At 54.0% G+C, this 25774-nt stretch carries 27 protein-coding genes; 16 read left to right on the forward strand and 11 right to left on the reverse strand.

What is annotated here, in order from left to right; all coding sequences use genetic code 11:
- The first annotated feature begins 62 nt into the window (after positions 1-62).
- From rpsP to QQ91_RS07930, 3 genes are all read left to right on the forward strand, one after another.
- Positions 63-311, forward strand: coding sequence for a 30S ribosomal protein S16 (gene rpsP, locus QQ91_RS07920; RefSeq protein WP_166274712.1), 249 nt, complete (start codon positions 63-65; stop codon positions 309-311).
- 28 nt (positions 312-339) lie between these two features.
- Positions 340-699 (forward strand): KH domain-containing protein, encoded by a 360-nt coding sequence (locus tag QQ91_RS07925; protein ID WP_166274714.1) that lies wholly within the window; start codon positions 340-342, stop codon positions 697-699.
- A 207-nt stretch (positions 700-906) separates the two neighbouring features.
- The gene (locus tag QQ91_RS07930; RefSeq protein ID WP_166274716.1) at positions 907-1884 is read left to right on the forward strand and encodes a PhoH family protein; all 978 of its coding nucleotides are present in this window, start codon (positions 907-909) and stop codon (positions 1882-1884) included.
- Here the strand turns inward: QQ91_RS07930 and QQ91_RS07935 are convergent.
- The 4 genes from QQ91_RS07935 to lipA form a co-directional block, all read right to left on the reverse strand.
- Complete coding sequence (locus QQ91_RS07935) at positions 1862-2041, reverse strand: hypothetical protein (RefSeq protein WP_166274718.1); 180 nt, start codon at positions 2039-2041, stop codon at positions 1862-1864. The two genes, QQ91_RS07930 and QQ91_RS07935, sit on opposite strands and share 23 nt — an antisense overlap.
- 94 nt (positions 2042-2135) lie before the next feature.
- Positions 2136-2708: a tetratricopeptide repeat protein gene (locus tag QQ91_RS07940; protein WP_166274720.1), complete on the reverse strand. Its 573-nt coding sequence runs from the start codon at positions 2706-2708 to the stop codon at positions 2136-2138.
- Positions 2709-2792: 84 nt separating this feature from the next.
- Positions 2793-4706 (reverse strand): two-component system sensor histidine kinase NblS, encoded by a 1914-nt coding sequence (gene nblS / locus QQ91_RS07945; protein ID WP_349306860.1) that lies wholly within the window; start codon positions 4704-4706, stop codon positions 2793-2795.
- 76 nt (positions 4707-4782) lie between these two features.
- A complete protein-coding gene (gene lipA, locus QQ91_RS07950) occupies positions 4783-5697 on the reverse strand; it encodes a lipoyl synthase (RefSeq protein WP_166274722.1) in 915 nt (304 codons plus the stop codon).
- Positions 5698-6070: 373 nt separating this feature from the next.
- Here lipA and QQ91_RS07955 point away from each other — a divergent pair, with 373 nt between their 5' ends.
- The gene (locus tag QQ91_RS07955; protein WP_166274724.1) at positions 6071-6613 is read left to right on the forward strand and encodes a response regulator; all 543 of its coding nucleotides are present in this window, start codon (positions 6071-6073) and stop codon (positions 6611-6613) included.
- A gap of 30 nt (positions 6614-6643) precedes the next feature.
- Here QQ91_RS07955 and recR read toward each other — a convergent pair whose 3' ends face one another.
- The 3 genes from recR to QQ91_RS07970 all read right to left on the reverse strand — a co-directional run bounded on the left by recR (position 6644) and on the right by QQ91_RS07970 (position 9195).
- Positions 6644-7246 (reverse strand): recombination mediator RecR, encoded by a 603-nt coding sequence (gene recR / locus QQ91_RS07960; RefSeq protein ID WP_166274726.1) that lies wholly within the window; start codon positions 7244-7246, stop codon positions 6644-6646.
- Positions 7247-7321: 75 nt separating this feature from the next.
- A complete protein-coding gene (gene mutY / locus QQ91_RS07965) occupies positions 7322-8464 on the reverse strand; it encodes an A/G-specific adenine glycosylase (RefSeq protein ID WP_166274728.1) in 1143 nt (380 codons plus the stop codon).
- 380 nt (positions 8465-8844) lie between these two features.
- Positions 8845-9195 carry a DUF760 domain-containing protein gene (locus QQ91_RS07970; protein WP_166274886.1) on the reverse strand — a complete coding sequence of 117 codons (351 nt, stop codon included), beginning with the start codon at positions 9193-9195 and terminating at the stop codon, positions 8845-8847.
- 205 nt (positions 9196-9400) lie between these two features.
- Here QQ91_RS07970 and prfC point away from each other — a divergent pair, with 205 nt between their 5' ends.
- Positions 9401-11029, forward strand: a complete 1629-nt coding sequence (prfC, locus tag QQ91_RS07975) for a peptide chain release factor 3 (protein WP_166274730.1) — start codon at positions 9401-9403, stop codon at positions 11027-11029.
- Here prfC and QQ91_RS07980 read toward each other — a convergent pair.
- The gene (locus QQ91_RS07980; RefSeq protein WP_349306861.1) at positions 11026-11676 is read right to left on the reverse strand and encodes a pseudouridine synthase; all 651 of its coding nucleotides are present in this window, start codon (positions 11674-11676) and stop codon (positions 11026-11028) included. The genes prfC and QQ91_RS07980 overlap by 4 nt on opposite strands.
- Positions 11677-11748: 72 nt before the next feature.
- On the opposite strand from QQ91_RS07980, the gene QQ91_RS07985 reads away from it, so the two are divergent.
- Together QQ91_RS07985 and QQ91_RS07990 are read left to right on the forward strand one after the other, a co-directional pair.
- A complete protein-coding gene (locus QQ91_RS07985) occupies positions 11749-12741 on the forward strand; it encodes an energy-coupling factor transporter transmembrane component T family protein (protein ID WP_166274732.1) in 993 nt (330 codons plus the stop codon).
- 101 nt (positions 12742-12842) lie between these two features.
- Positions 12843-14282 carry an anthranilate synthase component I gene (locus QQ91_RS07990; protein ID WP_250833295.1) on the forward strand — a complete coding sequence of 480 codons (1440 nt, stop codon included), beginning with the start codon at positions 12843-12845 and terminating at the stop codon, positions 14280-14282.
- A gap of 34 nt (positions 14283-14316) precedes the next feature.
- On the opposite strand, the gene QQ91_RS07995 is transcribed toward QQ91_RS07990, so the two are convergent.
- A complete protein-coding gene (locus tag QQ91_RS07995) occupies positions 14317-16140 on the reverse strand; it encodes an SLC13 family permease (protein ID WP_166274736.1) in 1824 nt (607 codons plus the stop codon).
- Between the two features lie 378 nt (positions 16141-16518).
- Between QQ91_RS07995 and acpP the strand changes: the two genes are divergently transcribed.
- From acpP to tkt, 3 genes are all read left to right on the forward strand, one after another.
- Positions 16519-16761, forward strand: coding sequence for an acyl carrier protein (gene acpP, locus QQ91_RS08000; protein WP_166274738.1), 243 nt, complete (start codon positions 16519-16521; stop codon positions 16759-16761).
- 104 nt (positions 16762-16865) lie between these two features.
- The gene (fabF, locus tag QQ91_RS08005; RefSeq protein WP_166274740.1) at positions 16866-18119 is read left to right on the forward strand and encodes a beta-ketoacyl-ACP synthase II; all 1254 of its coding nucleotides are present in this window, start codon (positions 16866-16868) and stop codon (positions 18117-18119) included.
- 152 nt (positions 18120-18271) lie between these two features.
- The gene (tkt, locus tag QQ91_RS08010) at positions 18272-20278 is read left to right on the forward strand and encodes a transketolase (RefSeq protein WP_166274742.1); all 2007 of its coding nucleotides are present in this window, start codon (positions 18272-18274) and stop codon (positions 20276-20278) included.
- A 78-nt stretch (positions 20279-20356) separates the two neighbouring features.
- Here tkt and QQ91_RS08015 read toward each other — a convergent pair whose 3' ends face one another.
- Complete coding sequence (locus tag QQ91_RS08015; protein ID WP_166274744.1) at positions 20357-20638, reverse strand: DUF2470 domain-containing protein; 282 nt, start codon at positions 20636-20638, stop codon at positions 20357-20359.
- A gap of 205 nt (positions 20639-20843) precedes the next feature.
- Between QQ91_RS08015 and QQ91_RS08020 the strand changes: the two genes are divergently transcribed.
- The 6 genes from QQ91_RS08020 to QQ91_RS08045 all read left to right on the forward strand — a co-directional run bounded on the left by QQ91_RS08020 (position 20844) and on the right by QQ91_RS08045 (position 25227).
- Positions 20844-21554 (forward strand): NADH dehydrogenase subunit K, encoded by a 711-nt coding sequence (locus tag QQ91_RS08020; protein WP_166274746.1) that lies wholly within the window; start codon positions 20844-20846, stop codon positions 21552-21554.
- A gap of 47 nt (positions 21555-21601) precedes the next feature.
- Positions 21602-22603 (forward strand): phenylalanine--tRNA ligase subunit alpha, encoded by a 1002-nt coding sequence (pheS, locus tag QQ91_RS08025; protein WP_166274890.1) that lies wholly within the window; start codon positions 21602-21604, stop codon positions 22601-22603.
- 201 nt (positions 22604-22804) lie between these two features.
- Positions 22805-23020, forward strand: a complete 216-nt coding sequence (locus QQ91_RS08030) for a DUF2997 domain-containing protein (protein ID WP_166274748.1) — start codon at positions 22805-22807, stop codon at positions 23018-23020.
- A 63-nt stretch (positions 23021-23083) separates the two neighbouring features.
- Entirely contained in the window at positions 23084-23470 is a 387-nt protein-coding gene (locus tag QQ91_RS08035) for a DUF1257 domain-containing protein (protein ID WP_166274750.1), read from the forward strand.
- Positions 23471-23508: 38 nt separating this feature from the next.
- A complete protein-coding gene (locus QQ91_RS08040) occupies positions 23509-23904 on the forward strand; it encodes a ferredoxin (protein WP_250833296.1) in 396 nt (131 codons plus the stop codon).
- A gap of 24 nt (positions 23905-23928) precedes the next feature.
- A complete protein-coding gene (locus QQ91_RS08045; protein ID WP_166274752.1) occupies positions 23929-25227 on the forward strand; it encodes a bifunctional folylpolyglutamate synthase/dihydrofolate synthase in 1299 nt (432 codons plus the stop codon).
- Here QQ91_RS08045 and QQ91_RS08050 read toward each other — a convergent pair.
- On the reverse strand, positions 25213-25677 hold the full coding sequence (locus QQ91_RS08050; RefSeq protein WP_201277055.1) for a hypothetical protein: 465 nt from the start codon (positions 25675-25677) through the stop codon (positions 25213-25215). The genes QQ91_RS08045 and QQ91_RS08050 overlap by 15 nt on opposite strands.
- Positions 25678-25774 lie beyond the last annotated feature (97 nt).

The following is a 25774-nucleotide window of genomic DNA, read 5'->3' on the forward strand; positions in this document are numbered from 1 at the left end:
GCCCTTAGAGGCTACATGTAGCCAGCATTTTCAGCTATTGGATGGGAGCGTCTCTTCTCAACATGATCAAACTTCGACTTAAGCGCTTTGGAAAAAAGCGAGCTGCAAGCTACCGCATTGTAGCCATGACCTCTCAAACGCGACGCGATGGTCGGCCCCTTGAAGAGCTAGGGTTTTATAATCCGATTACCGATGAAGTTAAGCTTGATGTGGAAGGCATTGTGCGTCGTCTTCAGCAAGGTGCTATACCCACAGATACCGTGCGCCGCCTCTTGGAGAAAAATAGCGTGTTTGATCAAGTTAAAGCCTAGTTGCTGAGTCTGAACCGTTTAATTTCTAATGGCGTCATCTTTTTCTCCAGATAAATACGTTGACCTGGTAAGGTTTCTGACCGGGCCGCTCTTGAATGCCCCGGAAGCCCTCAGTGTCGACTGCGAAACCTACTCAGATCAGGGAAAAATATGGATTCGTCTTGCCTGTGACAGCGGAGATCAAGAGCGCCTGGTGGGGTACAAAGGGCGGACCCTACAGGCAATTCGCCGGGTTGTGGATATTGCGGCAAAATTAGCGGGGCAAAAAGTACAGATTGAGGTGTATGGTGCGCCGAGGGAGTCCCCTCGATCCGGCGCAGGCTCTTCCCCTCGATCCGGGGGGGCACCTCGACGAACCCCTTCCCGGCGACCACGGCGTCGAGACTAGCAGGGACCTGAGAACTTACTTTGTCGGGAAGACTAAGCGCCTCTGGGTCTTGGTTTTAATTGCTTGGTTTTAATTAAGGGAAAGCATGCTCCGTCGTGGACGGCACTGATTCCTCCCTCAGTCCCGCCCTTTTTCCCCTCTCTAGTTTTTGTTCTTTCGGGTCTTCGTGCTCTGCCCCTGACAGGACTCCTACGATTTTGACGCACAATGTCAGCATCCACTACGATTCATTTTGATGCCATGGAGCAGGCGATCGCCCTGGCAGGAGAGCATGAGGAAAATCTTAAGGTATTTCGGCAGCAGACTGGAGCAGCCTATGTCCTCCGCGGTCAATCTCTCCAGGTTAGCGGCACCGAACAACAGGTGCAGTTAGCAAAAACGCTGATTCAGGCTCTGGAGTCTCTGTGGATCGATGGACAGCGCCTGAGTTCTGTAGATATTTTGGCGGCCCGTCATGCCATCAACAGTCATCAGGAAGGGGAATGGGAGGCCTTAACCTCAGATAAGCTGGCGAAAACTAGAAATGGGACCATTATTCGCCCGAAGACCCTCCGCCAGCGTCGCTATGTTCAGGCTATTCGCAAGCATGCCCTGACCTTTGGGATTGGTCCGGCGGGAACCGGAAAAACCTATCTGGCGGCAGTGTTGGCGATTCAAGCTCTGCTAAATCAGGACTGTGAGCGACTCATTCTAACCCGACCAGCCGTGGAAGCTGGAGAACGCTTAGGGTTTTTGCCGGGGGACTTGCAGGAAAAGGTGAATCCTTATCTGCGTCCTCTCTACGACGCTCTGTACGAAATTGCAGAGCCGGATCGGATTAAGGTGCTGATGGAAAAGGGGGTAATTGAGATCGCGCCACTGGCCTACATGCGGGGGCGAACTTTAAATAACGCCTTCATTATCCTTGACGAAGCCCAAAATACGACGCCAGCCCAAATGAAGATGATGTTGACCCGTCTTGGTCAGCGATCGCAGCTGGTGGTCACCGGAGATGTGACCCAGACTGACTTGCCACCGCAACAGGTATCGGGACTGGCGATCGCCCAAAAAATTTTAAGCCCGATCGCAGAGATTTGCTTTTGCTACCTCACCAAAGCGGATGTGGTGCGTCACCCCCTGGTTGAGCAAATTTTAGGGGCCTATGAGCGCTACGAAGCCAAGTCTAGCCCTTCAGGGCGCGGATAAAGTTGCCGCGATAGTTACGGTTAAAGATCAAGACCGGCCACATCAAGGATAAAAACAGCTTGTTCTGGCTAAAGTTGGTTTGGGCAAAGCCTGACCAGAACTTAATGCCGCCGCCCGCATAGACTAGTAAAACCAGAATGGTAACCAGGGTAGACATGGAGGACTCCTTCTCGCTTGCTGATTTGAATAACTTGCATGCATAGCTTTGTCCCATGATCCTATCGCTTTTGCGGCGTCTCGAGGCTAGGGCTCTAGGAGGAGGAGCGATAGGACTGCAGCCGTCTCTCTACTTCGTTCAGGGTTTGGGGTTTCTCCTGGGCGATGGCAATGGCTTTAGCCGCCTCAAGGTCCGCTAAAGCCTCAGACCGCCGACCTTGATGGTAATAGGCTGTGGCTCGGCCCAACAGCGCATTGGTATTGTCTACATCCAGGCTCAGAGCCTGCGAGAAGTCCGATACGGCTGGCTGGAGTTGCTGGAGCTGATAGTAGGCTAAGCCTCGCTGCACGAGGATTTCAACACCCTTGGGTTGCTGGACCAAGGCGCGATCATAGTTGTCGATGGCAGCCAGAAGTCTGCCTTGGGTCGCATAGGCTACGCCCTGTCTGAGCAGCAACTGGGCATGGTCGGGGCGGCGTGCTAGCCCCGACTCAAAGTCGCGAATGGCACCCTTGAGATCGCCGCGGGCCATTTTGGTATTTCCCAACTGCAGCAATTCCTCGGCAGTGGAGGCCCCAGACGCTGGGACCTCAGACGCTGGGACCTCAGGCGAGGCCTGGCACCCCCCCAGAATAAACACCAGAAGCAGCAATAAAGCGAGTCGCATGGATTGGGAGATGGGGTCAGCCTAGAGAACAAGTCGCCGTTGGGATGGGTTGCCTCAGCGTCCTTCGAGCCTCAGCGCGGGCACCTAAACCTTGGTAGGGTGAATTTCAACCGCTATCATTTTTTGCGGCTGGTCGGGATGACAGGGCTCTAGATCGAACCAGAACGTCGTGCCGACGCCCACTTCACTCACTAGATGGATTTGGGAATGGTGCTTCTCCACGATATTGCGGACGATGGAGAGCCCAAGGCCCGTTCCTTCCAAGGTATGGACGCGGTTTTCGACCCGGAAGAAGCGATCGAAAATAGCGGTTTGGTCCTCTGGGGCAATGCCAATGCCGGTATCGGCCACTTCGACGCGCACCTGAGGAGGTTCAAGGGATCCCTCTGCGGAGAGGGAGTAAGCCCTGAGAACGACTTTGCCTCCGCTGAGGGTGAACTTTAAGGCATTGCCCACCAGATTCATAAAGACTTGTAGCAGGAGATCGTAATTTCCCAAAATGGGGGGCAGATCTGCCTCAACTTCCTGGGACAGCTCAATCCCCTTATCACGAGCGTTGAGCTGGTAGGTGCGCAGGGTTTGCTCAATAGGCTGGGCCAGATCAACAGCCTCAAAGCGATATTGTTTACCAGATTCCAGTCGGGACAAGTCTAGGACATCGTTCACTAGACGAGTTAGACGGTCCGTCTCACGATTGGCTGTATCCAAAAAGTCCTGCCGGTCTTCTGGACTTAAACTATCCCCAAACTCGTGCAGGGTTTCAATGAAGGATTTGATATTAAACAGAGGCGTTCGCAGCTCATGGGAGACATTGCTGATGAACTGGCTTTTGGCCTCATTTAATTCGGCTTCTCGCGTAATGTCCTGCACCGTAATGGCAATTCCCTTGGGATTCATCCGTGCCTGGTCTAAAACCGTCGTTAACAAAATGCGAATTGTGCACGGGACCGGATCCTGCAGCGCCACTCGAAATTCCTCCCCTTCAAACTCTCCTTGGGCGGTTTCGACTAGGGGGCGATTAAGTTCGGCACTCAGGGTCACTGGAAAATGCTCCAAAATATTTTCTCCCAGCACATCCTTGCCTTCCCAGCCAAAGAGATGGCGCGCCGTGGCATTGGCTAACACGATGTTCATGTCGGTATCGAGCAAAATCGCTCCATCGGCAATGGTGGAGACCAGGGTTTCCAGCTTTGCCTTCTCGGCAGTGAGCTCCTCGATGTTTTGCTCCTCATAGGACTCCAGGCGTTCGGCCATCACATTAAAGCTGGCAATCAGCTCACCGAGCTCTCCGCCCAGGGGCAAATTCACCCGCTGCTTGAAGTCACCTGCGGCAATATTGGTGACCCCCACCACCAGTTCCTTAATTGGCTTAGTGATAATAAAGGCGTTAAAAACGGCACCTAAAACAAAAATGACCCAAATTGAGATGAATACCGCCACCGTCACATTCCGAGTGAGGTGGGAGGAGGTGACGACGGTGGGATTGGGATTAATCCCCAGGGCGAGTACGCCAAGGTATTGATCTTGATGGAGCAGCGGAATGAAAACATCCGTTACTTCGCCATCTGGGGTGGGATGCTGACGCACCATCACGGTGCCTGAGGTGGGAGCAAAATTATCGGGGAGCTGAATTTTTCGGCGCAGGGTGAGGGCACTGTCAATCTGCGACTCTGAAAAGGGAATGCCGTAGTAAATGCGCCCCGCTTCGTCGGCATAGAACACATACCGAATACTGGAGGTGCGGTTATAAAAGGATCGCGACACTTGGGCTAGATCGCTGTAGCGATGGTCCGCCACCAGCGAGGTAACATTGGCCGCTAGCAGTAACCCCAGATCCTTGCCAAAGCGGGTATCTTGCAGCCGAGCATCGAGCTGAATGCTGTTAACAGACCAGAACGTGAGTGCGGTCATCAGCAGAGAAACCACCAGCGTTGCCGCCGCCATCAGCCGAGTTTGAATATTAAACTCTGTCCAGATGCTGGCAAGGACTGATCCCAAATTGTTGAACCAGTTGTTCAAAGCGTTTTTTGAGGGGGATATTGAAGATTGCTGCTGTTGACGATATTAACAGGGATTAATTTGATATTTCATGATCCTTTGCATGGGCCGTATCCTGAATATCATTTTCTCCGGCGTGATAGGAACTTCGCACCAAGGGGCCAGAGCGTACATGGACAAACCCCATCTGGCGAGCCATTTGCCCTAGGCGTTCAAACTCCTCGGGGTGCCAGTAGCGATGGACGGGCAAGTGATGCAGGGAAGGGCGCAAATATTGTCCCAGGGTCAGGCGATCGCAGCCTACAGCCCTGAGGTCTTCCAGCGTCTCCAGGACTTCAGCTTCCGTTTCCCCAAGCCCCAGCATCAGGCCTGATTTGGTGGCTAGACGGGGATTGATGGCCTTGACGGTTTGCAGCACAAACAGCGATCGCTCGTATTTTGCTCCCCGCCGCACGGGTCCTTGAAGGCGGCGAACCGTCTCTAGATTGTGGTTATAGCAGACGGGTCGGGCTGCTACCACCTGCTCAATCCAGCGGCGATCGCCGCGAAAGTCAGGAGTTAACACCTCAATCTGAGTCCTGGGTTGACGGTGCTCAATGGCAGCCATGGTTTTCACAAACACGCTGGCCCCTTGGTCGGGGAGATCATCTCGGGCCACAGAGGTCAACACAACATACTTAAGGCCTAGTAAAGACACAGACTCCGCAATTTTATGCGGTTCGTCTGGATCTAAGGCCAGGGGAGCCTGTCCCTTCTCCACCTGACAGAAGGCGCAGGAGCGTGTGCAAACTGCCCCCATCAGTAAAAAAGTTGCCGTGTGATTGGCGTAGCACTCGCCTCGGTTAGGGCAGCGCCCCTCTTCACAAATGGTGTGAATCTGACGTTGGCGCACAATCCGTTGCACTGTGGAAATCTGACTGGCCCGCCCGATTGGCTTGCGTAGCCAGGGGGGTAAGCGCGTCAAATCATCAGAAAAAGAGAGGTTTACCATGAAAATTGCGGAAAATATTCACAAGAAAAACAACTTGAGTTATGGTGTAGGCTATTCTACGTTTCCGATTTGCCCTTTAATCCCAGACCCCCATCGATTGGCTCCATCTTAGAATATCTGGCTGCGTTGTTCCGTCGTTTGGTAAGTTCTGTTGTTTGGTAGGCCCCGTTGTTTTAACCATGCCTCAATCTGATCAGTTGGTGTAAAATCCGTTTGCAAGGAGGGGAAACCTAGAGCAGGGCGCGGTTCCATCTCAAAGCTCAGTCCTTCGGGCTATGTTTGTTGTCTACCCCAGTGAAAAACGCTGTAGCCTGTGGAGATCATGATTCATTGTTGTTCAATACTGACCGTTCAGTGGACGTAGGAGTTATACGTGACAAGTCATAAAATCCTGGTTATTGACGATAGCAAAGTAATCCGGATGCGAGTTCGTGAAATGCTTCCTGAGGGAGACTTCGAGGTTCTAGAAGCAAAGGATGGCCTAGAGGGATTGAACCTGATTCGGGAGCAGCGTCCTAATTTAATCATGCTTGATTTCCTCCTACCTCGCTTGAGTGGTTGGGACGTTTACCAAGAGCTACAGCAGGATCAAGATCTGCAAAAAATTCCGCTGGTCATCATGTCCGGGCGAAAGGAAGAGGTCACCGATAAGATCAGCGAACCCTTTGCCTACTTTGAATTTATTGAAAAGCCCTTTGAAAAATACCAGCTACAAACCTCCATTAAGGCAGCTATTTCCAAGTCCAAGCTGCCTCGTCTGCGCAAAGAGCCAGCAACCGTGGGTACCGGAGTTTTAGGGTTTGATCCTGCGGAAATTGAGGGTCTCAAGGAGCAAATTGAGAAAATGCAGGCTGAAATCAATGCTCTGAAGCGTGCCATGACTCAGCTGGTGGGGATTGTCAAAGAAAAACTCTAGCCCCAACTTCCTCCTCCACAAGGGAGGACTTCACTGAACCCGCTGCCGCCCTTCTAGGGCTCGTGCCAGGGTGACTTCATCGGCATACTCCAGATCGCCTCCCATGGGGAGGCCAAAGGCAATCCGCGTGACGTTGACGAAAGGATTGAGCAAGTGGGCCAGGTACAGGGTGGTGGTTTCCCCCTCAACGCTGGGGTTAATGGCCAAAATGACTTCTTGAACGGTGGCTTGGCTGGCACGATGGATCAGGGGTTGGATCTGAAGCTGATCTGGGGTAATGCCGTCCATGGGGGAAATAAGCCCCCCTAAAACGTGATACTTGCCGCGATACTCTCGGGTTTTCTCGATGGCGATGACATCTCTGGAATCGGCAACCACACAGATGAGGGATTCATCTCGGCTTGGTGTGCGACAGATATCGCAGATGGGATCGGCGGAGAGGTGAAAACAAATGGAGCATAGCCCCACCTGCTGCTTTGCATCTAAGAGAGCCTGAGCCAGGGCTTTGACTTCTGATTCTGGGCGTTTAATTACATGCAGGGCTAAGCGCTGAGCCGTCTTTGGCCCAATCCCAGGAAGGCGCTGAAACTGTTCGACCAAGCGAGCGAGGGGTCGGGTGTAGACGGTGCTCACTAAACAATCCTCTAGATGTTGAAAGTGGAGACAAGGCCATGGCGTGAGGCCATAGTCTAGGGAAGGGCGCAGTGGCTAGGCGGCCTTTAGCGCCGCGATAATTTGCTGATTGGCCTTGGGAAACGGATAGTCCTCTAGCTGATCGGGAAAGACCCAGCGGATTTCGTCACAGGCAACCGGCTGCGGATCTCCCTTGAGGTAGGTGCAGTGATGGACAATGAGCCTCACCTTGAAGTGGGTGTAGGCGTGATCCACGGTGATGAGATGATCGCCCACGGCCACCTCAATCCCAATTTCTTCCTGAATCTCCCGCGCAATGCAGGCTTCCACGGACTCCTGGGCTTCAATTTTACCGCCGGGAAATTCCCAGAGGCCCCCCAGCAGTCCCGCCGCGGGGCGTCGGTCGATCAGAATCTGACCCTGAGGGTTCCAGATGACGGCAACGCCGATATGCTTGTGGGGGAGGGGAGTTCGTTCTTCTGTCATGGGTAGATCGGCTTGTTGTTGGTGCATCGAGGCAAAGCATAATTCTACCCAAGGACAGCGGTGGCAGTCAGGCCGCCGGGGGGTACAAACCGTGGCCCCCAGATCCATCAATGCCTGATTAAAGTCCCGTGGATGCTCCGGATCGAGCAAATCCTCCGAGAGGGACCACAGATCCTTGAGGGCTCGGCTAGGTGGAACCTTTAGTCCCACCACTCTGGCCAGAACCCGCTTGACGTTTCCGTCTAAGATTGCTGCAGGCTGATTGTAGGCTGCACTGGCAATCCCACCGGCGGTGGTGCGGCCGATGCCCGGTAGAGATTCAAGGTCGCTCGTGGTAAGGGGCACCTGCCCCTGAAAGCGATCGCAGATGACCTGGGCAGCGCGATGCAAGTGTCGCGCCCGCGCATAGTAGCCCAACCCTTCCCAAGCCTTCAGGACTGTCTGTAAGTTCGCCTGGGCCAGGGATTGCACCGTTGGAAAGCGCCGAATCCAGGTTTGATAGTAGGGCAATACGGTTTTGACCTGGGTTTGCTGGAGCATGATCTCCGAAATCCAGATGGCGTAGGGATCCTGGGTTTGACGCCAGGGTAAGGTCCGTCCGTTTCGGCCGTACCAGATTAACAGTGTGCGGCGATATTCCTGGTGTTCGCAAGGATCAATGGGACGGGAAACGCAAGGGTAGGAAGACTGGCTTGCGGGGATCTTCTGAGAATTCTGGCAAGGGTTTAGCATGGTTGAGGCCGAAAGCAAATCCGGCCCTCTACGATTACAGAAAATCCCGGCTGCTGTCAAAAAAGACTTGGTGAAAACTGACTGTTCTCAACGGGGGGATTTAAAGTCTCTCTAGACCCTACAGTTGACTCTTTACAGTTGCCTCTCTGCCCCTTGATGCCGCAGGCCCGACTTCTAAGTCCACCCGATCTGGGGGATTGGGGAGGCGAGTGTTTTCGATTTAAGAGATTTAAAACGTCTTAAACACCCTGTCATGAAATATCCTCTAAGACTTGTTCGTTCTAGACGGCCTACGGCTGGAGCGAGTGAACAGCGGTTTCGCGAATAGAGCCAAGGGGGTGGAGACCCAGGACTAATAGGCTAAACCTAACAAGCTAGACTTAGGAGGAACTGGCTTCGCCAGCCTCCAGGTCTCCAGACTCCAAATCTGCCGATCCGATCTGGTTTTCCAGGGCCATGCGCTGCTCAACCGTCTTAAGGAAATATCCGTTGAGCATGGCCGAGGCCAGGAGCTGACCCAACTGCTCTCGGTTAGTGGTAATGACTACCTCAAAATGCTCAGAGGGCAAAATCCCCAGGATGGATTGAATATTGCGCTCCATCAGCTGCAAAACTTCCGGCGAGGCAGGCTGAGAGAGACGAGCAATGGTGGAATCCTCTAGCGTCTGAACGTACTGCCACAGCTCATTGGCGCCAATTTTATTTTGGGGGGAAGGTGTCGTTTGATTCATCTTATCCACGGGTGAACCTCCATTCTGAAGCTCGCTGTTCTGAATTGCATCTACCCTAACAAAGCCTTGGAAAGTCCGACATTCGTTGGAACCGAACCCGGATCACCGGATTCTTCGACTCTTCTGAGCCAAGGAGCCAGCGTAAGGGGGGAGGTCCCTTGGGTATAATGGGAGGCTAGTTGATTCGCCCAAAGCAATCCCCACCATGGCCGCAGACTTAAAGACGGAAATTGCCCAGGCGGTGCAAGCCCGACGCAATTTTGCCATTATTTCCCACCCTGATGCTGGGAAAACCACCCTGACGGAAAAGCTGTTGCTCTATGGAGGGGCGATTCACGAAGCCGGTGCCGTCAAGGCTCGTCGCAGTCAGCGCCATGCCACCTCAGACTGGATGGAAATGGAGCAGCAGCGGGGAATTTCAATCACCTCAACGGTGCTGCAGTTTGACTATGACGGCTACCAGATTAATCTTTTGGATACGCCAGGGCACCAGGATTTTAGTGAAGACACCTATCGCACCTTGGCGGCGGCGGACAATGCGGTCATGCTCATTGATGCGGCCAAGGGGCTAGAACCTCAGACGCGCAAGCTGTTTGAAGTGTGTCAGATGCGATCGCTGCCCATCTTTACCTTTGTCAATAAGCTGGATCGTCCGGGGCGCGAGGCACTGGAGCTAATGGACGAGATTGAGCAGGAATTGGGATTGCAAACCTACGCGGTGAACTGGCCCATTGGCATGGGCGATCGCTTTCAGGGGGTTTATGATCGTCGCCGTCAGGAAATTCATCTCTTTGAGCGCAGTGAGCATGGCAAGCGAGCGGCCCGCGAAACCGTGTGGAAGATCGATGATCCCGCGGTTCAAGACCTGATTGATCCGGCACTCTATGCCCAACTGCTGGAGGAATTAGAGCTCCTGGAGGAATTGGGGGCCGATCTAGATCTCGCTCAGGTCCACAGGGGAAAAATGACGCCGATCTTCTTTGGAAGTGCGATGACCAATTTTGGCGTTGAACTGTTCCTGGAGGCATTTTTAGACTACGCCCTCAAGCCGAATGCCTACCACAGCAATTTGGGAGATATTGATCCCACCTACGAGTCCTTTACAGGATTTGTCTTCAAGCTTCAGGCCAACATGGATCCAAAGCACCGCGATCGCGTGGCCTTTATCCGCGTGTGCTCTGGCAAGTTTGAAAAAGATATGACGGTGCAGCACACCCGCACGGGCAAAACGATCCGCCTTTCCCGTCCCCAAAAGCTCTTTGCCCAGGGACGAGAGTCCATTGTGGATGCCTATCCTGGGGATATCATTGGCTTAAATAACCCAGGGATGTTTGCAATTGGGGACACGATTTTTCAGGGCAAAAAAGTGGAATTTGACGGTATTCCCTGCTTTTCGCCGGAACTATTTGCCTACCTGCGCAATCCCAACCCCTCAAAGTTCAAGCAGTTTCAAAAGGGGATGACCGAACTGCGGGAAGAGGGGGCCGTCCAGGTGATGTATTCCCTGGATGAATCTAAGCGGGAGCCGATTTTGGCTGCCGTGGGGCAGCTCCAGCTCGATGTGGTCCAGTTTCGGCTCCAGAACGAGTACGGTGTTGAAACCCGACTGGAGATCTTGCCCTACACCGTGGCTCGCTGGGTGCAGGAAGGCTGGTCTGCCTTAGAGGCGGTGGGGCGAATTTTTAGTGCCCTCACGGTGAAAGATTCCTGGGGGCGCCCGGTTTTACTGTTTAAAAATACCTGGAATGTCCAGCAGCTTCTGGGCGATCACCCCGATCTAGCGCTGGCGGCCATTGCCCCGGTTGCTTCGGGTCTCCAGCCTGTTTCTGTCTAGGAAGACGATTGGGTACCTTTGGCGGATCGCCGACTGGGCGACGGAGGCCGACCCACAAACCGTTGAAGCGCGATCAACTCATCCTCAGACAGTGGCCGAGACTGGCCAGGCCTCAGTCCGTCTAGGCGAAGGGGACCGATGGCCACCCTAACCAAGCGCAGGGTGGGAAACCCCACGGCCGCGGTCATGCGACGTACCTGACGGTTTTTGCCTTCCCTCAGGGTTAGCGCGATCCAGGCGGTGGGCACCTGCTTGCGAAATCGAATGGGAGGCTGCCGGGGAGGCAGGCTAGGTGCTGGGTCCAGAAACTCTACCTGAGCTGGCCGCGTCTGCCCTCCCTTAATCACAATGCCCTGGCGGAGAGCGGTGAGGGCTTCAGGGGTGGGGATGCGTTCCACCTGCGCCCAGTAGGTGCGCGGATGTCTAAATTTAGGATCGCAAATGCGGTGCTGCATCCAGCCGTGGTTGGTGAGAAGCATCAGTCCTTCGCTGTCGCGATCGAGCCGACCCACCGGATAAACGCCTGGAGTGTCGATGTAGTGCCTCAGGGTTTGGCAGGAGGCAAGCTGGGAGTCGCTAAATTGACTCAGCACATTGTAGGGCTTATAGAACAACAGATAGGTCCAGGGAGTTTGGGTAGGGCGCACTTTCACGGCGGGGACGGGCTCTAAAGACCTTAGAATAGAGGGCGAGATAAACGGGCGCTGACACTATTATTCATGGATCTGCTGAGATCGCTTCCCCTTGGGCTGTATTTAGAGGCCCCGGTTACCTGGCTCCATCAACTAGATTCTCGTGTCAAGCTCGCCTGGCTGATGACGTTTCTAGTCTCCCCCATTTGGGCCAACTCCCTGTGGCGTTTTTTATTGGTGGGCCTGTTAATTGTGTTTACGCTGACGGCACTCATTCCCCTGCGTGTTTGGAGACAGCAAATGGGGTGGTTGCTGGCCCTATGCCTGGTGGTGCTCTTGGTCACAGCGGTCATGCCGGATGGCTATAACTTGCAGTATGCGCCGCGCTTGCCCCAGGATGAGCTGCGTTTTCAGGACCATCCTCCCGCTGCGCCCCAGCCAGAACCCTGGTATCAGTTTTTGCGCTTTTGGGATGCGCCTCAAGATCCTGACCGCGCCAATCGTTCCCCTGACAGAGTCTCCCTGGACAAATTCCAGCCCTACCACTATGTGCTTTGGAATTGGGGGCCGTTTACCGTCACGCGGAAATCTGTTCAGTTAGCGGTGCGCATCAGCACCTGGCTGTTTACCTTAATTTACGGCACCAATTTGTTTTTGCTGACCACGCCCCCCGAGGCGATCGCGGCAACGCTGCAAATTCTGCTCAATCCGCTGCGTCAATTGAACCTGCCCGTGGTGGAGGTGGGGCTGACCTTGACCCTTTCCCTGCGCTTTATTCCCCTGGTCTTGGAGGAGGTGCAAAATCTCATTCGATCCGTCCGCACCCGCGCCATTCGGTGGCGGAAAGTGGGCGTAAAGGGCACCATTCAGCTGGTACTGCTCCTGATCGATCGCCTGGTGGAAAATCTGTTCCTTCGCGCCGAGCAAATTGCCAGCGCGATGACGGTGCGCGGCTTTACCCACCCCAATCAGCATCAGGTGCTGTGGCATGCCTTTCAGCTCCGTCGCGTTGACTGGTTCGCCATCGGCTTGCTAGTGGTTCTGTGGGGGGTTCGATTCTGGCAGGGACAGGCCGATTAAGATCCCATGCGATTTGTGTTTCGCATTGTGCTTCGCATTGTGCTTCGCAAGTTGAGGCCCGACCCATTTATTGTCAACATTTGAGGGGGATTTCTTTACCATTGCTGAGGACAGATCAAGGCTTGGGCAATACCGTATGGCCGTGGGTTTGGACCCACTTACCGCTGGATGGACGCAGCGGCTCGGAAATTTTTGCATCCCTCTTTTTAGACGACGGGATTGCCACTCTGCTAGAAAGTCCACAGAATTCGACCTTGAGCCACAGTCGATATTCCCTCTGCGCCGGTCGGCCTCGCCAGAGGGACGGAGACTGGCAGATCTGGACGCCCCCGGTGGGTGAGGTTTTTCCCTGTCTGCAGTCCCTGAGCGATCGCCCCCTTTCCTCCTCTCTCGCTTCGGAGCGATCGCTAGAGCCTCCCCCCCATCTGCCCTTCTGGGGCGGTTGGCTGGGCTGGTTGGGATATGGGGTGAGCTGGGAGATTGAAACCTTACCAAGGATCAATCCTGATCCTTTGCCCTTTCCGGATGCCTACTGGTATGAGCCAGCCCAGTTTGCCATTTTGGACCATTGGACAGATCAGCTCTGGTTAGCTGCTGCGAACCTCTCGGAATTGCAGCAGCTAAAGATGCGACTGCAACAAGATCCTGGCCCAGAGATCACCAGTCGGAGATCTGGGAAATCCTCAGCCATTGAGTGGATCACCTCCCAGAAGGAGTACGAAGCGATGGTACAACGGGCCCAGCGCTACATTGCCCGTGGAGATATTTTCCAGGCCAATCTGTCGCTGCGCTTTCAAAGCAAAAGTCAACTGGATCCCTGGGACCTCTATCGAAACTTGCAGACCTTAAATCCTTCTCCCTTTGCCAGCTTTTGGAAAACCCCCTGGGGTGGGTTGATTAGCTGCTCTCCTGAACGCTTGGTGGACCTCCGGGGGCGGCAAGCCCAAACCCGTCCAATTGCTGGGACGCGTCCGCGCGGAGAATCGGCAGTGCAAAATCAGCGCTGGCAACAGGATCTGATTCAAAATCAAAAGGAGCGGGCAGAACACATTATGCTGGTGGACCTAGAGCGCAACGACCTGGGGCGAGTGTGTGCCTGGGGCAGTGTGCAGGTGAATGAGCTGTTGGCCATTGAATCTTACAGCCATGTGATGCATTTGGTGAGCAACGTGACCGGACAGCTGCGTCCCCAATGTAGTCCCATTGATCTCATTCGCGCCCTCTTTCCAGGAGGCACCATTACCGGATGTCCGAAGGTTCGCTGCATGGAAATTATTGAGGAATTAGAGCCGGTGCACCGGAGTTTGTTCTATGGGTCGTGTGGCTATCTGGATATTCGCGGTCAGCTGGATTTGAATATTTTGATCCGAACTCTGCTCTACAGCTTGCCCAACTCGCTGAATCCAGCCCACGGCTCAGATTTGCAGGAGCGCACCATTTGGGGCCAAGTGGGTGCAGGAATTGTTGCCGATAGTCATCCAGAGCGAGAATGGCACGAATCTATTCAAAAGGCCCAGGCGCAGCTTGCCGCTCTAGGCTAGGCTTGCCTTTAGGGCTGCAAGGTCGAGAACGGCCCTAGGCCGCCAGGGTAATCCCAAAAATCCAAATTACCAATAGGGGGGTTAAGAATGTGAAGGTAATTGTCATGGGGAGGCCAACCCGCATAAAGTCTAAGAATTTGTATCCCCCCGGCCCATAGATCATGGTGTTGGTTTGATACCCAATGGGAGTAACGTAGCTATTGGAGGCGGCAAAGGTTACCGTAATCATAAAGCTGAGGGGACTGAGACTGAGGATCTCGGCAACCTTTGCCGCAATGGGCAGCATGAGGAGCACCGTGGCGTTATTGGAGAGCAGCTCAGTGAGAATCGCGGTGACCAGATAGAAGAACCAAAGCTTCCAATAGCCGGAAAAATGACCGCCAACGCTCACCACCTGATTGGCCAGCCAATCCGTTGCTCCAGAGTTGCGCATGGCGGTTCCTAAGGGAATGAGTCCAGCCAGTAAAAAAATCACATCCCAGCGAACGGCTCCATACAGCTCTCCCGGCTTCAGGCATTTGGTGACTACCATGGAGATCACGCCCAGCAGTGCCGCCACCATGATGGGCAAAATTTTGAGGGCCGCAATCACGATCACGCCGGCGACAATCCCGATGGCTAATCCAGCTTTGCTAACGCGCAAGTTTTCCGCATCGCGAGGTTCAAGCACTAACAGTTCTCGCGTGGTTTGCATCCCCTTCAGGCTGTCTCGGGGGCCTTGAACCAGGAGCAGATCGCCAAACCGCAGGGGTACCTGCCCGAGGCGATCGCGGACCACCTCTTCGCCGCGACGAATCGCCAGCACCGTCGCGTTATACCGCTGGCGAAAGCGAATTTCCTTCAGGGTTGTCCCCACCAAACGGGAATTGGACAAGATGAGCACTTCAGAAATTTCCTCTTCCCCAGAGCTGAGTTCGTGCTCGAGGGATTCCTGATTAGATTCCTCGGCAAACTTGACCTGGGGCAGTAGGTCTAATCCCGCCTGGTCTCGAATATTCAGAAGTTCCTCAGTGCTACTGCGCACCAGTAATACATCCCCGGCGCGCAGAATCTTGTCCGAAAGCGGTTGCGGAAAATGGTTGCCATTGCGAATAATTTCCAGAACGTCCAGGTCAAACTGACGCTGAAGCCCGCTTTGTCGTAGCGTTTGATTAATGAGAGCCGATCGCGGCGCAATCACCACCTCACTCACGTATTCCCGCACATTGAAGGTTTCTAAGTCGGCGGAAATAGACCGACGACTGGGAATGAGCCGAGGGGCCACGAAGGTGAGGTACATCAGGCCAATGGCAAATACCGTCAGGCCTAATTTGGAGAACTGAAACAAAGAAAACTCTCCATAGCCCAAATCCTTAGACAAACCGCTGGCGAGAATATTGGTCGTGGTTCCAATCACGGTGATCGTTCCCCCCAAGATGGTGAGGTAGGATAAGGGAATCAAGAGTTTGGACGGAGAAATCCGGCTTTTCTGGCACCAGCTTTCGATGATGGGCATAAAAATTGCCACAACCGCCGTATTATTTACAAAGGCCGTAATGGGGCCAATGAGCAATCCCAGCACAAAGATTTGACGTCGAGGCCTTGCCCCACCCCAGCGCAATAGCCAATTTCTCAGGCTTTGGGTCACGCCAGTTTTCACCACCCCGGCACTGAGGATAAACATCATCAGCACGGTGATGGTTGCACTATTCCCAAATCCCGCAATGCCTTCGTCGGGGGTTACCAGGCCCAGGATCATGAGAACACTGGTCACCAGCAGTGCCGTAATGTCAACGGGCAACCATTCTGCGATAAATGCAATCAGGGCGAGCACAATGACCAGCAGGGTTTGGAATTTTGGATCCAGAATAAAATCCATGACTTAAATGGGCGGGCTTGGATCAGCACATCTTAAGGGGTGATCTGCGATAGGGTCTAGCCCGTAAGCTTTTTGAAGCTGATGGCGAAGGGGTTCGGCTAGGGCTGCCCTGAGGCTCAGAAAACTCAGTGCTATCCGAGGACGCTTTCGGACTAAGATGTAAAGAATGGCCAAAATCTTCAGCGACCTTACTTTGCTGTGATTTTCACTGGGCATAGGGTCTCGCGGTTTTAGTTTTGGGATTCAATGGTCCTGAATACTGAAGATTTTGAGCGATTTTGATTCAGAAAGCTCTATCAATCCTCTGGACTCTGATCTAGATGGGTGCGCGGATCTGGCTGAATTTTCACTGTAGGAACGGACATTACAAAAACATCCATGAACGAAGAAATTTTTGAGAAGGTAAAATCCATTGTTGCCGAGCAGCTCAGCGTTGAAGAATCTCAGGTGACGCCCGAGGCTAATTTTCAAAATGACTTAAATGCTGACTCGCTTGACGTTGTGGAGATGGTCATGGCCCTAGAGGAGTCCTTCGATATTGAAATTCCCGATGAGGCCGCCGAAGAAATTAAAACCGTTCAAGATGCTGTAACGTATATCAGTGGTAAGGTTTCCGGTTAACTCACCGCCAATGGATGCATTTTTTAGCGCCCAGGGGGCTAAGCCCCCTGAAGTGTAGGAGCGTAGGATCCGCGCTTGCTAGATCTAATTGTTTAACGGACATCATGACTCACTCTGAACTTAAACGCGTTGTTGTGACGGGCATGGGGGCGATTACCCCCATTGGTAATACTCTGTCAGATTACTGGGAGAGCTTGATGGCCGGTCGGAGTGGGATTGCTCCGATTACTCATTTCGATGCCTCTGCACACAACTGTAGAATTGCGGGTGAAGTCAAAGGCTTTGATCCAGAATCCTACATGAATCGGAAGGATGCGAAGCGCATGGATCGCTTTGCTCAGTTTGCCGTGGCGGCAAGCAAGCAGGCGATCGCCGATGCTGGCCTGGAAATTAATGACCGCAACGCTGCGGATATCGGCATTATTATCGGAACCGGCATTGGGGGCTTGAAGGTTCTAGAAGATCAGCAAGAGATCTACCTCACCCGCGGCCCGGATCGCTGCAGTCCCTTTATGATTCCCATGATGATCGCCAACATGGCGGCGGGGTTGACCGCAATCCATGTGGGGGCAAAGGGTCCAAATAGCTGCTCCGTAACAGCCTGCGCGGCGGGGTCCAATGCCATTGGAGATGCCTTTCGGTTTGTGCAGCGGGGCTATGCCAAGGCCATGATCTGTGGCGGGACGGAGGCTGCGGTGACGCCCTTGTCGGTGGCAGGCTTTGCGGCCGCTCGCGCCTTGACCTCTCGCAATGATGAGCCGGAAAAGGCCAGCCGTCCCTTCGATGCAAACCGGGATGGGTTTGTGCTAGGCGAAGGGGTCGGTATTTTGATTTTGGAGGATCGAGAGTGGGCGATCGCCCGAGGGGCCAACATTTATGCCGAGATGGTGGGCTATGGGTTAACCTGTGACGCTTACCACATGACCTCGCCCTCTCCCGGTGGGGTGGGTGCCGCTCGCGCCATTGAGCTGTGTTTAAAAGATGCGGGCTTAAGTCCAGATCAAGTGAGCTATATTAATGCCCACGGTACTAGCACCCCTGCAAACGATACCACTGAAACCGCTGCCATCAAGAAGGCCTTGGGCGACAATGCCTATAAAATCGCCGTGAGTTCCACTAAATCCATGACGGGGCACCTGCTCGGGGGATCTGGGGGGATTGAGGCTGTGGCTTCCGTTATGGCGATTGCCCGTGATAGATTGCCCCCCACCCTCAACCTGGATCAGCCCGATGAAGGGTGTGATCTAGACTACGTCCCCCACACCAGCCGCGATCATAAGGTGGACGTGGTTCTGTCCAATTCCTTTGGGTTTGGAGGGCATAACGTCACGCTAGCCTTCCAAAAATATTCTGACTAAATCTTGCTTCCTGCCGCGCTGGTCTGAGCCCTTTTCTCCGGCATCAGACTTCGCTGCGCCCGGAGCTTTCCCGTTCACCTGCGCCGCTGGCCGTGTTTGTTTTGCCAGTTCCCTCTGTTCCATACCTATCCATACCTAAAATAAGAGACATCATGGTTGTTGCAACCCAATCCCTGGATCAACTCTGTATTAATTCCATTCGTTTTCTAGCCATTGATGCGGTTGAAAAGGCAAAGTCGGGTCACCCTGGGCTGCCCATGGGGGCTGCGCCCATGGCCTACGTTCTGTGGAATCGCCTCATGCGGTTTAATCCCAAGAATCCCCAGTGGTTTAATCGCGATCGCTTTGTTCTTTCTGCGGGCCACGGCTGTATGCTGCAGTATGCTCTGCTCTATCTGACGGGCTATGACAGCGTTTCCCTGGAGGATATTAAAAGTTTTCGGCAGTGGGGTTCGCGCACTCCGGGGCACCCTGAGAACTTTGAGACTCCAGGCGTTGAGGTTACCACAGGTCCTCTGGGTCAGGGGATTGCCAACGCTGTGGGACTGGCGATGGCCGAGGCTCATCTTGCGGCAAAATTCAACAAGCCAGACTGTCAGATCGTGGATCATTACACCTACGTGATTCTAGGGGATGGCTGTAACATGGAAGGCGTCTCCGGTGAAGCCTGCTCCCTGGCCGGGCACCTAGGGCTTGGCAAACTCATTGCCCTCTACGACGACAACCATATCTCCATTGATGGATCTACGGATATTGCCTTCACTGAGGATGTGGGTAAGCGCTTTGAAGCCTACGGCTGGCACGTCCAGCATGTGGAAGATGGAAATACGGATTTAGCGGGGATTCAACGGGCGATTGAAGCGGCCAAAGCCGTTCAGGATCGACCTTCGTTGATTAAGGTGACAACCACCATTGGCTACGGATCACCAAACAAAGCCAACACGGCAGGAGTGCATGGGGCTGCCCTTGGGGAAGACGAAATTACGTTGACGCGCGAGAATTTGGGCTGGACCCATCCCCCCTTTGAAATTCCTGAAGAGGTGCTCAATCATTTCCGCAAAGCCGTAGACCAAGGAGCAAGCGCTCAGGCAGAGTGGGAAGAAACCCTGGCCACCTACCGCACTCAGTATGCCGCTGAAGCTGCTGAGTTTGAGCGGATGCTGCGGGGGGATCGACCGGAGCACTGGGCAGATGCGCTGCCCACTTACACCAGTGCGGACAAGGCTCTGGCCACTCGCAAACATTCAGAAATCTGCCTTAATGCCTTGGCCAGCGTCATTCCGGAGTTGGTGGGCGGATCGGCGGACTTAACCCATTCCAACCTGACTGAAATTAAAGGTGGGGGGGATTTTCAAAAAGGGAGCTATCAAAACCGCAACCTGCGCTTTGGGGTGCGCGAGCATGGCATGGGCGCCATCTGTAATGGGATTGCCTTGCATAATTCGGGACTGATTCCCTACTGCGCCACCTTTTTAGTGTTTGCAGACTATATGCGAGCCGCCATGAGGCTTTCAGCTCTCTCCGAAGTCGGCGTTATCTATGTCATGACCCACGATTCCATTGGTCTGGGTGAAGATGGTCCGACTCACCAGCCCGTTGAAACGGTTGCCTCCCTGCGGGTGATTCCCAATCTTCTGGTTTTCCGTCCCTGCGACGGCACAGAGGCTTCAGGGGCCTACAAGGTGGCCATTGAAAATCGTCAGCGTCCCTCGGTTATGGCCATGTCTCGCCAGGGACTGCCAAACTTTGATGAAACCTCCATTGAAGGGGTGAGCAAGGGCGCCTACGTGCTGACGGATAGCGAAGGAACTCCGGATCTGATTTTGATTGGGACAGGCAGCGAAGTTCAGCTTTGCGTGAGTGCGGCGGAAGCCTTACGTTCTGAAGGGAAGAAGGTGCGAGTGGTTTCCATGCCCTGTTGGGATCTGTTTTCCGAGCAAGATGCCGCCTATCGAGAATCTGTATTGCCTGCAGCCGTGAAAAAGCGACTATCGGTGGAAGCTGGGACGACCTTTGGCTGGCAGGAAATTGTGGGTGATGCCGGGGACAGTATTGGCATTAACCGCTTTGGAGCCTCAGCTCCTGGCGGCACCTGCCTAAAGGAATTTGGTTTTACCGTTGAGAACGTCATCGCTAGGGCTAAGGCGCTGCTGAGCTAAGTTCCCTCCGGACGCTAACCCCCTGCTGGGCCTGAGGATCAAAAGCCCACCGCCTTAGTGGGGGGCTTTTGATCTTCCTTAGCTGGCGGCGCGAGCCTGCTTGACCATTGCAATAAGCACTTGGTGAGCCTCTTCCGAGTCTGCCAGGGGTCGTTCAAAGGGAATCCGAATCGTCTGGGCTTGATCTTGCTGTTGAACTAAGATATCCATGCCCTCGGCATCAATGCGCTCAAGGATCGCACCTGTGCTCGACTCAACTGCGCCAAAGTGTTTGGCATAGAGCGCAATCGCGTCGGCGTGATCTTCATTCATGTGCTTGCAGATGCGATCGCTTACGGCGGGGGTCAAGGGGTCAGCCATGGTCATAATCCTCAGTGCTCAACTCGATTCAAATTCTGATCATAGGAGAATCCGCACAGACTGGATCGCTAGATTCACGTCATTGGCTGGAAAGAGAATTCAGATTTGGCGATCAGCCCCCGGCTGCGGCGAGAATCCACCCTAGAATAGATCTTGATTGTCATGACTTGTTACATTAAAGGCTGAATCCACCATCGAGATGACTATGACTCCGTCCTCTTCTTCGGCTTCCCAGAGCATTCTCAATCCCGTGGCCAAACCTGAAATTCCTCAGGAGCTGGCAGAAAACATTATTTTATCTTCCCTAAGTGATATGTATGACTGGGCCAGACTCTCCAGTCTTTGGCCCTTGATGTACGGCACAGCCTGCTGCTTTATTGAAGTTGCAGCGATGATTGGATCGCGCTTTGACTTTGATCGCTTTGGTCTGGTGCCTCGATCGAGTCCGCGGCAGGCAGATTTGCTGATTACTGCTGGGACGGTGACGATGAAAATGGCTCCGGCTCTGGTGCGGCTGTACGAGCAAATGCCTGAACCTAAGTATGTGATTGCAATGGGGGCCTGCACCATTACAGGTGGCATGTTTAGTACAGACTCCTATTCCGCAGTGCGCGGTGTGGACAAACTCATTCCTGTGGATGTTTATCTGCCGGGGTGTCCCCCTCGCCCGGAGGCCATTATGGATGCGGTGGTGAAGCTGAGAAAAAAAATTGCCAACGAAGATGTGCGGGAGCGGGGAATGCTTCAGCAAACCCATCGCTATTACAGCACCACCCACCAAATGAAGGTGGTGCCCCCCCTGATGACGGGGCAGTATTTGGAGCTAGAAACGCGAAAGCAACCGCCCGCGGCTCTGGCTGAGGCGCTGGGAATGCCCGTCGCCCCTGCCCTGGTGCCAGAAACTGAAGAGGCCTAGGGGATTGCCATTAGCTTCCTTGACCATTAGCCTATTTGAAATGAATGATGACCCCCCCGGTAAGTGACCTTGAGCAGCAGCTTCTCCAGCTGCGTGAGAGTGCAATTGACGCCATTCAAGATGCCGCGACCTCCGACCAAGTTGAGCAACTGCGAATTGCCTATCTGGGGAAGAAAGGAGCGTTATCGACTATTTTGAAGGGGATGGGCCGTTTAGGTCCGCAGGAGAGACCTAGGATTGGTGCCATTGCCAATGAAGTCAAAGACGCGCTCCAGAGTGCCATTGGCCACAAGCGACAGGATCTGGATGCAGCCCGCATTCAAGCTCAGATTGAATCAGAAACCCTGGATGTGACTATGCCAGGGACCTATTACCCCTTGGGTCGGGTTCATCCCCTCCATAGCACCCTCGACCAAGCCCTCGATATCTTTGTTGGGCTGGGATACAGCGTCGCCCAGGGGCCAGAAATGGAGACGGACTACTATAACTTCGGCGCCCTCAATACCCCAGCCGATCACCCCGCGCGAGACATGCAGGATACGTTTTATCTCCCGGATGGTAACCTGCTGCGCACCCATACCTCATCGGTGCAAATTCGCTACATGGAAAACAACGAACCGCCCGTGCGAATTGTGGCCCCAGGGCGTTGCTATCGTCGCGACACCGAAGATGCTACCCATGCTGCTGTGTTTCATCAAATTGAGATTTTAGCCATTGATGAGGGGCTGACCTTTACAGATCTCAAAGGCACTATTAAGGTTTTTTTAGAAAACATGTTTGGTCCTGTGCCCATTCGCTTTCGAGCCAGCTATTTTCCATTCACCGAGCCCTCTGCGGAGGTGGACGTGCAGTGGAAGGGCCGCTGGCTGGAGGTCCTCGGTTGCGGGATGGTGGACCCCAACGTGCTTAAAACTGTGGGCTATGACCCAGAGGTTTACAGCGGCTTTGCTGCCGGGTTCGGCGTGGAGCGCTTTGCGATGGTGCTCCATCAAATTGACGATATTCGTCGCCTTTACACCAGCGATCTCAGATTTCTGCGCCAGTTCTAGACCGTGGATCTAGGGGCCAGGCTTGATCCGCCGCCAAGGGCTCCGTCAAGAATTTGCAAATTATTACAACTGCCCCGGCAACTTGACTCCCAAAGACTCATCGTAGACACTAAACTGTTAAAGAAGCTTTCTTGAGTTTTACAAACTTCCGTTAAGGAAAGCGGTCAGTCCCTCAGCGATTGCAGCCCTAATCCCATTCCTATGGAAACCTTAGAGTTCATCATTCGCCCCGATGGTCGAGTTGAAGAGACAGTAACTGGTATAGTCGGTTGTTCCTGTGCGGAAGTGACTGCCGCAATTGAATCTCAGCTTGGGATTGTGGTGCATTATCAGCCGACGTCCGACTATTTTGCTCAGTCTAATCAGATGGATGATACGGTTCAGTCTTCTCAAGAAAATTGGACTCAGTGGTCCTAATTCCCCTGAAGACGCGATCGCAAAAATCTGTGTCCCCTTTTAACATTGGTTTAATAAACTCCCATGTCACACTTTAGCCAAATCAAAACTCAGATTCGTAACCTTCCTGCCTTAGAGTCTGCCCTGTCCGATTTGGGATTGGATTGGCAGTCTGGCCCTGGCCCCGTGCGTGGATATCAGGGGCAAACTGAGACAGCGGAAGTGGTTATTCCCCAATCCAATGGGTATGACATTGGGTTTCGCTGGAATGGTGAGCAGTACGATCTTGTGGCCGACGTGGAGCTGTGGAACCAGGAGCTAACCGTTGAGCGCTTTTTGAGTAAGGTGACCCAGCATTACGCCCTTCATACGGTTTTAAGCACCACCGCAGACCAAGGCTTTCAGGTGGCCAAGCAAGAACAGGATGCTGAAGGAAATATTCGTCTGGTGGTGCAACGCTGGCAAGGGTAGTTTTTCCTTGCTGGCCCCTTTGAATCAGGACAGGGTTGGTGAATCAAGAGGCAGAGTTCAGGCGGTCCGGGTTTGAGCCAGAGCTGGGTAGCCCGCTTCAGGGGCAAGCGCAGCGATCTGGTTTGGAGCCAGAGTTGGGTGGCTTGTTTCGCCAGCGGGGCGTGTATGTGGATGAGCCCACCTGTATTGGTTGTCAGAACTGTGCCCATGTGGCGCGGAATACCTTCTACATTGAGGATCGCAACGGTCGGGCTCGCGTCTTTCGCCAGGATGGAGACCCGGAGGACAAAATTCAGGAAGCGATTGATACTTGCCCCGTGAACTGTATTCACTGGGTGGATTATCCCCAGCTTAGGTCTCTGGAGGCACAGCGCCGAGATCAGGAGATTTCCCTGCCGGGGGATCCTATCCGCGTCCGCCGTCGTCGGGGATAATTGCTTAGCTTTGCGTCTGATACTTTGACTGTCTCTAACGCTACCATTACCCAGATTCTCGAAAAATACGAGCGCTTCGGAGTGGATTTAAGCCTCGTCCGCATTCGCGCCGTTCTAAAGCGCATGGGGAACCCCCAGCATCGCGTTCCCATGGTGCATGTAACCGGGACAAACGGTAAGGGGTCGGTCTGTGCCTATCTTTCCTCTGTGCTCTCGGCGGCTGGTTATAAAACGGGGCGTTTTACCTCTCCCCACCTGGTTGCTTGGACCGAGCGGATTTGCCTGAATAATCAACCAATTGCGGCGGACTCCTTACTGCGATCGCTGCGGCGCGTAGAGGCCGTCAGTACAGACATTGCCCTGACCCAATTTGAGGTGATCACCGCTGCCGCCTGGGATATTTTTGCCCAAGAGGCCGTCGATATTGCCGTCATTGAAGTGGGATTAGGGGGACGCCTGGATGCCACGAATGTATGTGAAGCCCCCCTCGTGACAGTCATTACCTCCTTGAGTCTGGAGCATTGGCAGCGATTAGGGCCAACCTTGGCGGATATTGCCGGCGAGAAGGCCGGAATTCTCAAGACTGGTCGTCCCGCTGTCCTTGGATCGCTGCCTGAGGATGCCATGGCGGTCATTCTTCATCGAGCCAAGTTACTCCATTGTCCATTAATTCAACCGGCCGCGGCCCAGGCTTTACCAACTCGGGAGGGTGTCGCCTGGGCCACCGCCGCGGGGGTAGACTATCCTCTCCCGCTGCGGGGAAGGATTCAGCTGCATAACTCAGCCCTGGCGATCGCGACCCTGCAATGTTTACAGCAGCAGGGTTGGATCATTAGTGACGCGGCGATTCAAGCTGGTATGGGAAGTACCCACTGGGCGGGACGAATTCAATGGACCCGGTGGCGCAATCAGCCCCTGCTGATAGATGGAGCGCACAATCCCGCCGCGGCTGAGATCTTGAGAAATTACATGGACGAGTGGTGCTCCGCTCAGGGGCCTAGGGCCAGAGTTCACTGGATCGTGGGAATGCTCAAGACGAAGGACCATCGCGGCATTTTTACCCAATTGCTACGACCGGGCGATCGCCTTTCGCTTGTCCCCGTAGCGGGTCATGCCAGCGCTTCGCCTTCGGATCTCTTGCGCCTTGTCCAAACCCTCTGTCTGGAATTGGACCGCTGTGAGACCTTTACCGCCTTACCTCCTGCCCTTGAGTCCGCATTGTCAGATCCTGAACCGGAAGAGGGGGTGGTTCTGTGCGGGTCGCTATACCTGCTGGGAGAGTTTTTGCAGCTTCAAACTGCCCAAACCTCAAGCCTGGGATGAACTCCCCTCCTCGGATGGAGAGATCGATCGCTGGGCCTGAACCTCTAAAAGAACTTCCTTTAAAATTGCCTTGGTCTGACGCTGGTGATCCTGGCTGGCCTGGAAGAGGGCTGTCCCCATCTGGATCATCAGCAGCGGAATTCGACTCAACAGAAATCCCAACACCAGCAGCGCCACCACCGCAAACCAGCGGGCCGGTCCCTCGCTGGGGTCTAAAATGTTGGTTTCTCCTCCAGGCGTGGCATCCACTAACAAGGCAGCCCAGTCATCGACCAGGGACTCTAATTGAGCGGGGTGGAGCGTAAAGCGCAGTAAATAGACAAAAATTACCACTGCCAATAACAGCCCCAGCGCCACCGTCACGGCGGCCAGTCCCAGGAAAACAAACCGCAGCCGGAGCTGAGAGCTTTCTAAACGAGCGCTGAGCCGTTGAAATTTGTTCGCACCCATGCTGGTAGCTGCCCCGTATTCCTTTAAAATGCTAGGGATTAAAACGCTAGGGATTGCCCCGGCATCCCATTCTTGCAGGTTCACCAGGGTTCGACAA

It is taken from the genome of Lyngbya confervoides BDU141951 (genome assembly GCF_000817775.3).
Lineage (GTDB): Bacteria > Cyanobacteriota > Cyanobacteriia > Thermosynechococcales > Thermosynechococcaceae > Lyngbya > Lyngbya confervoides.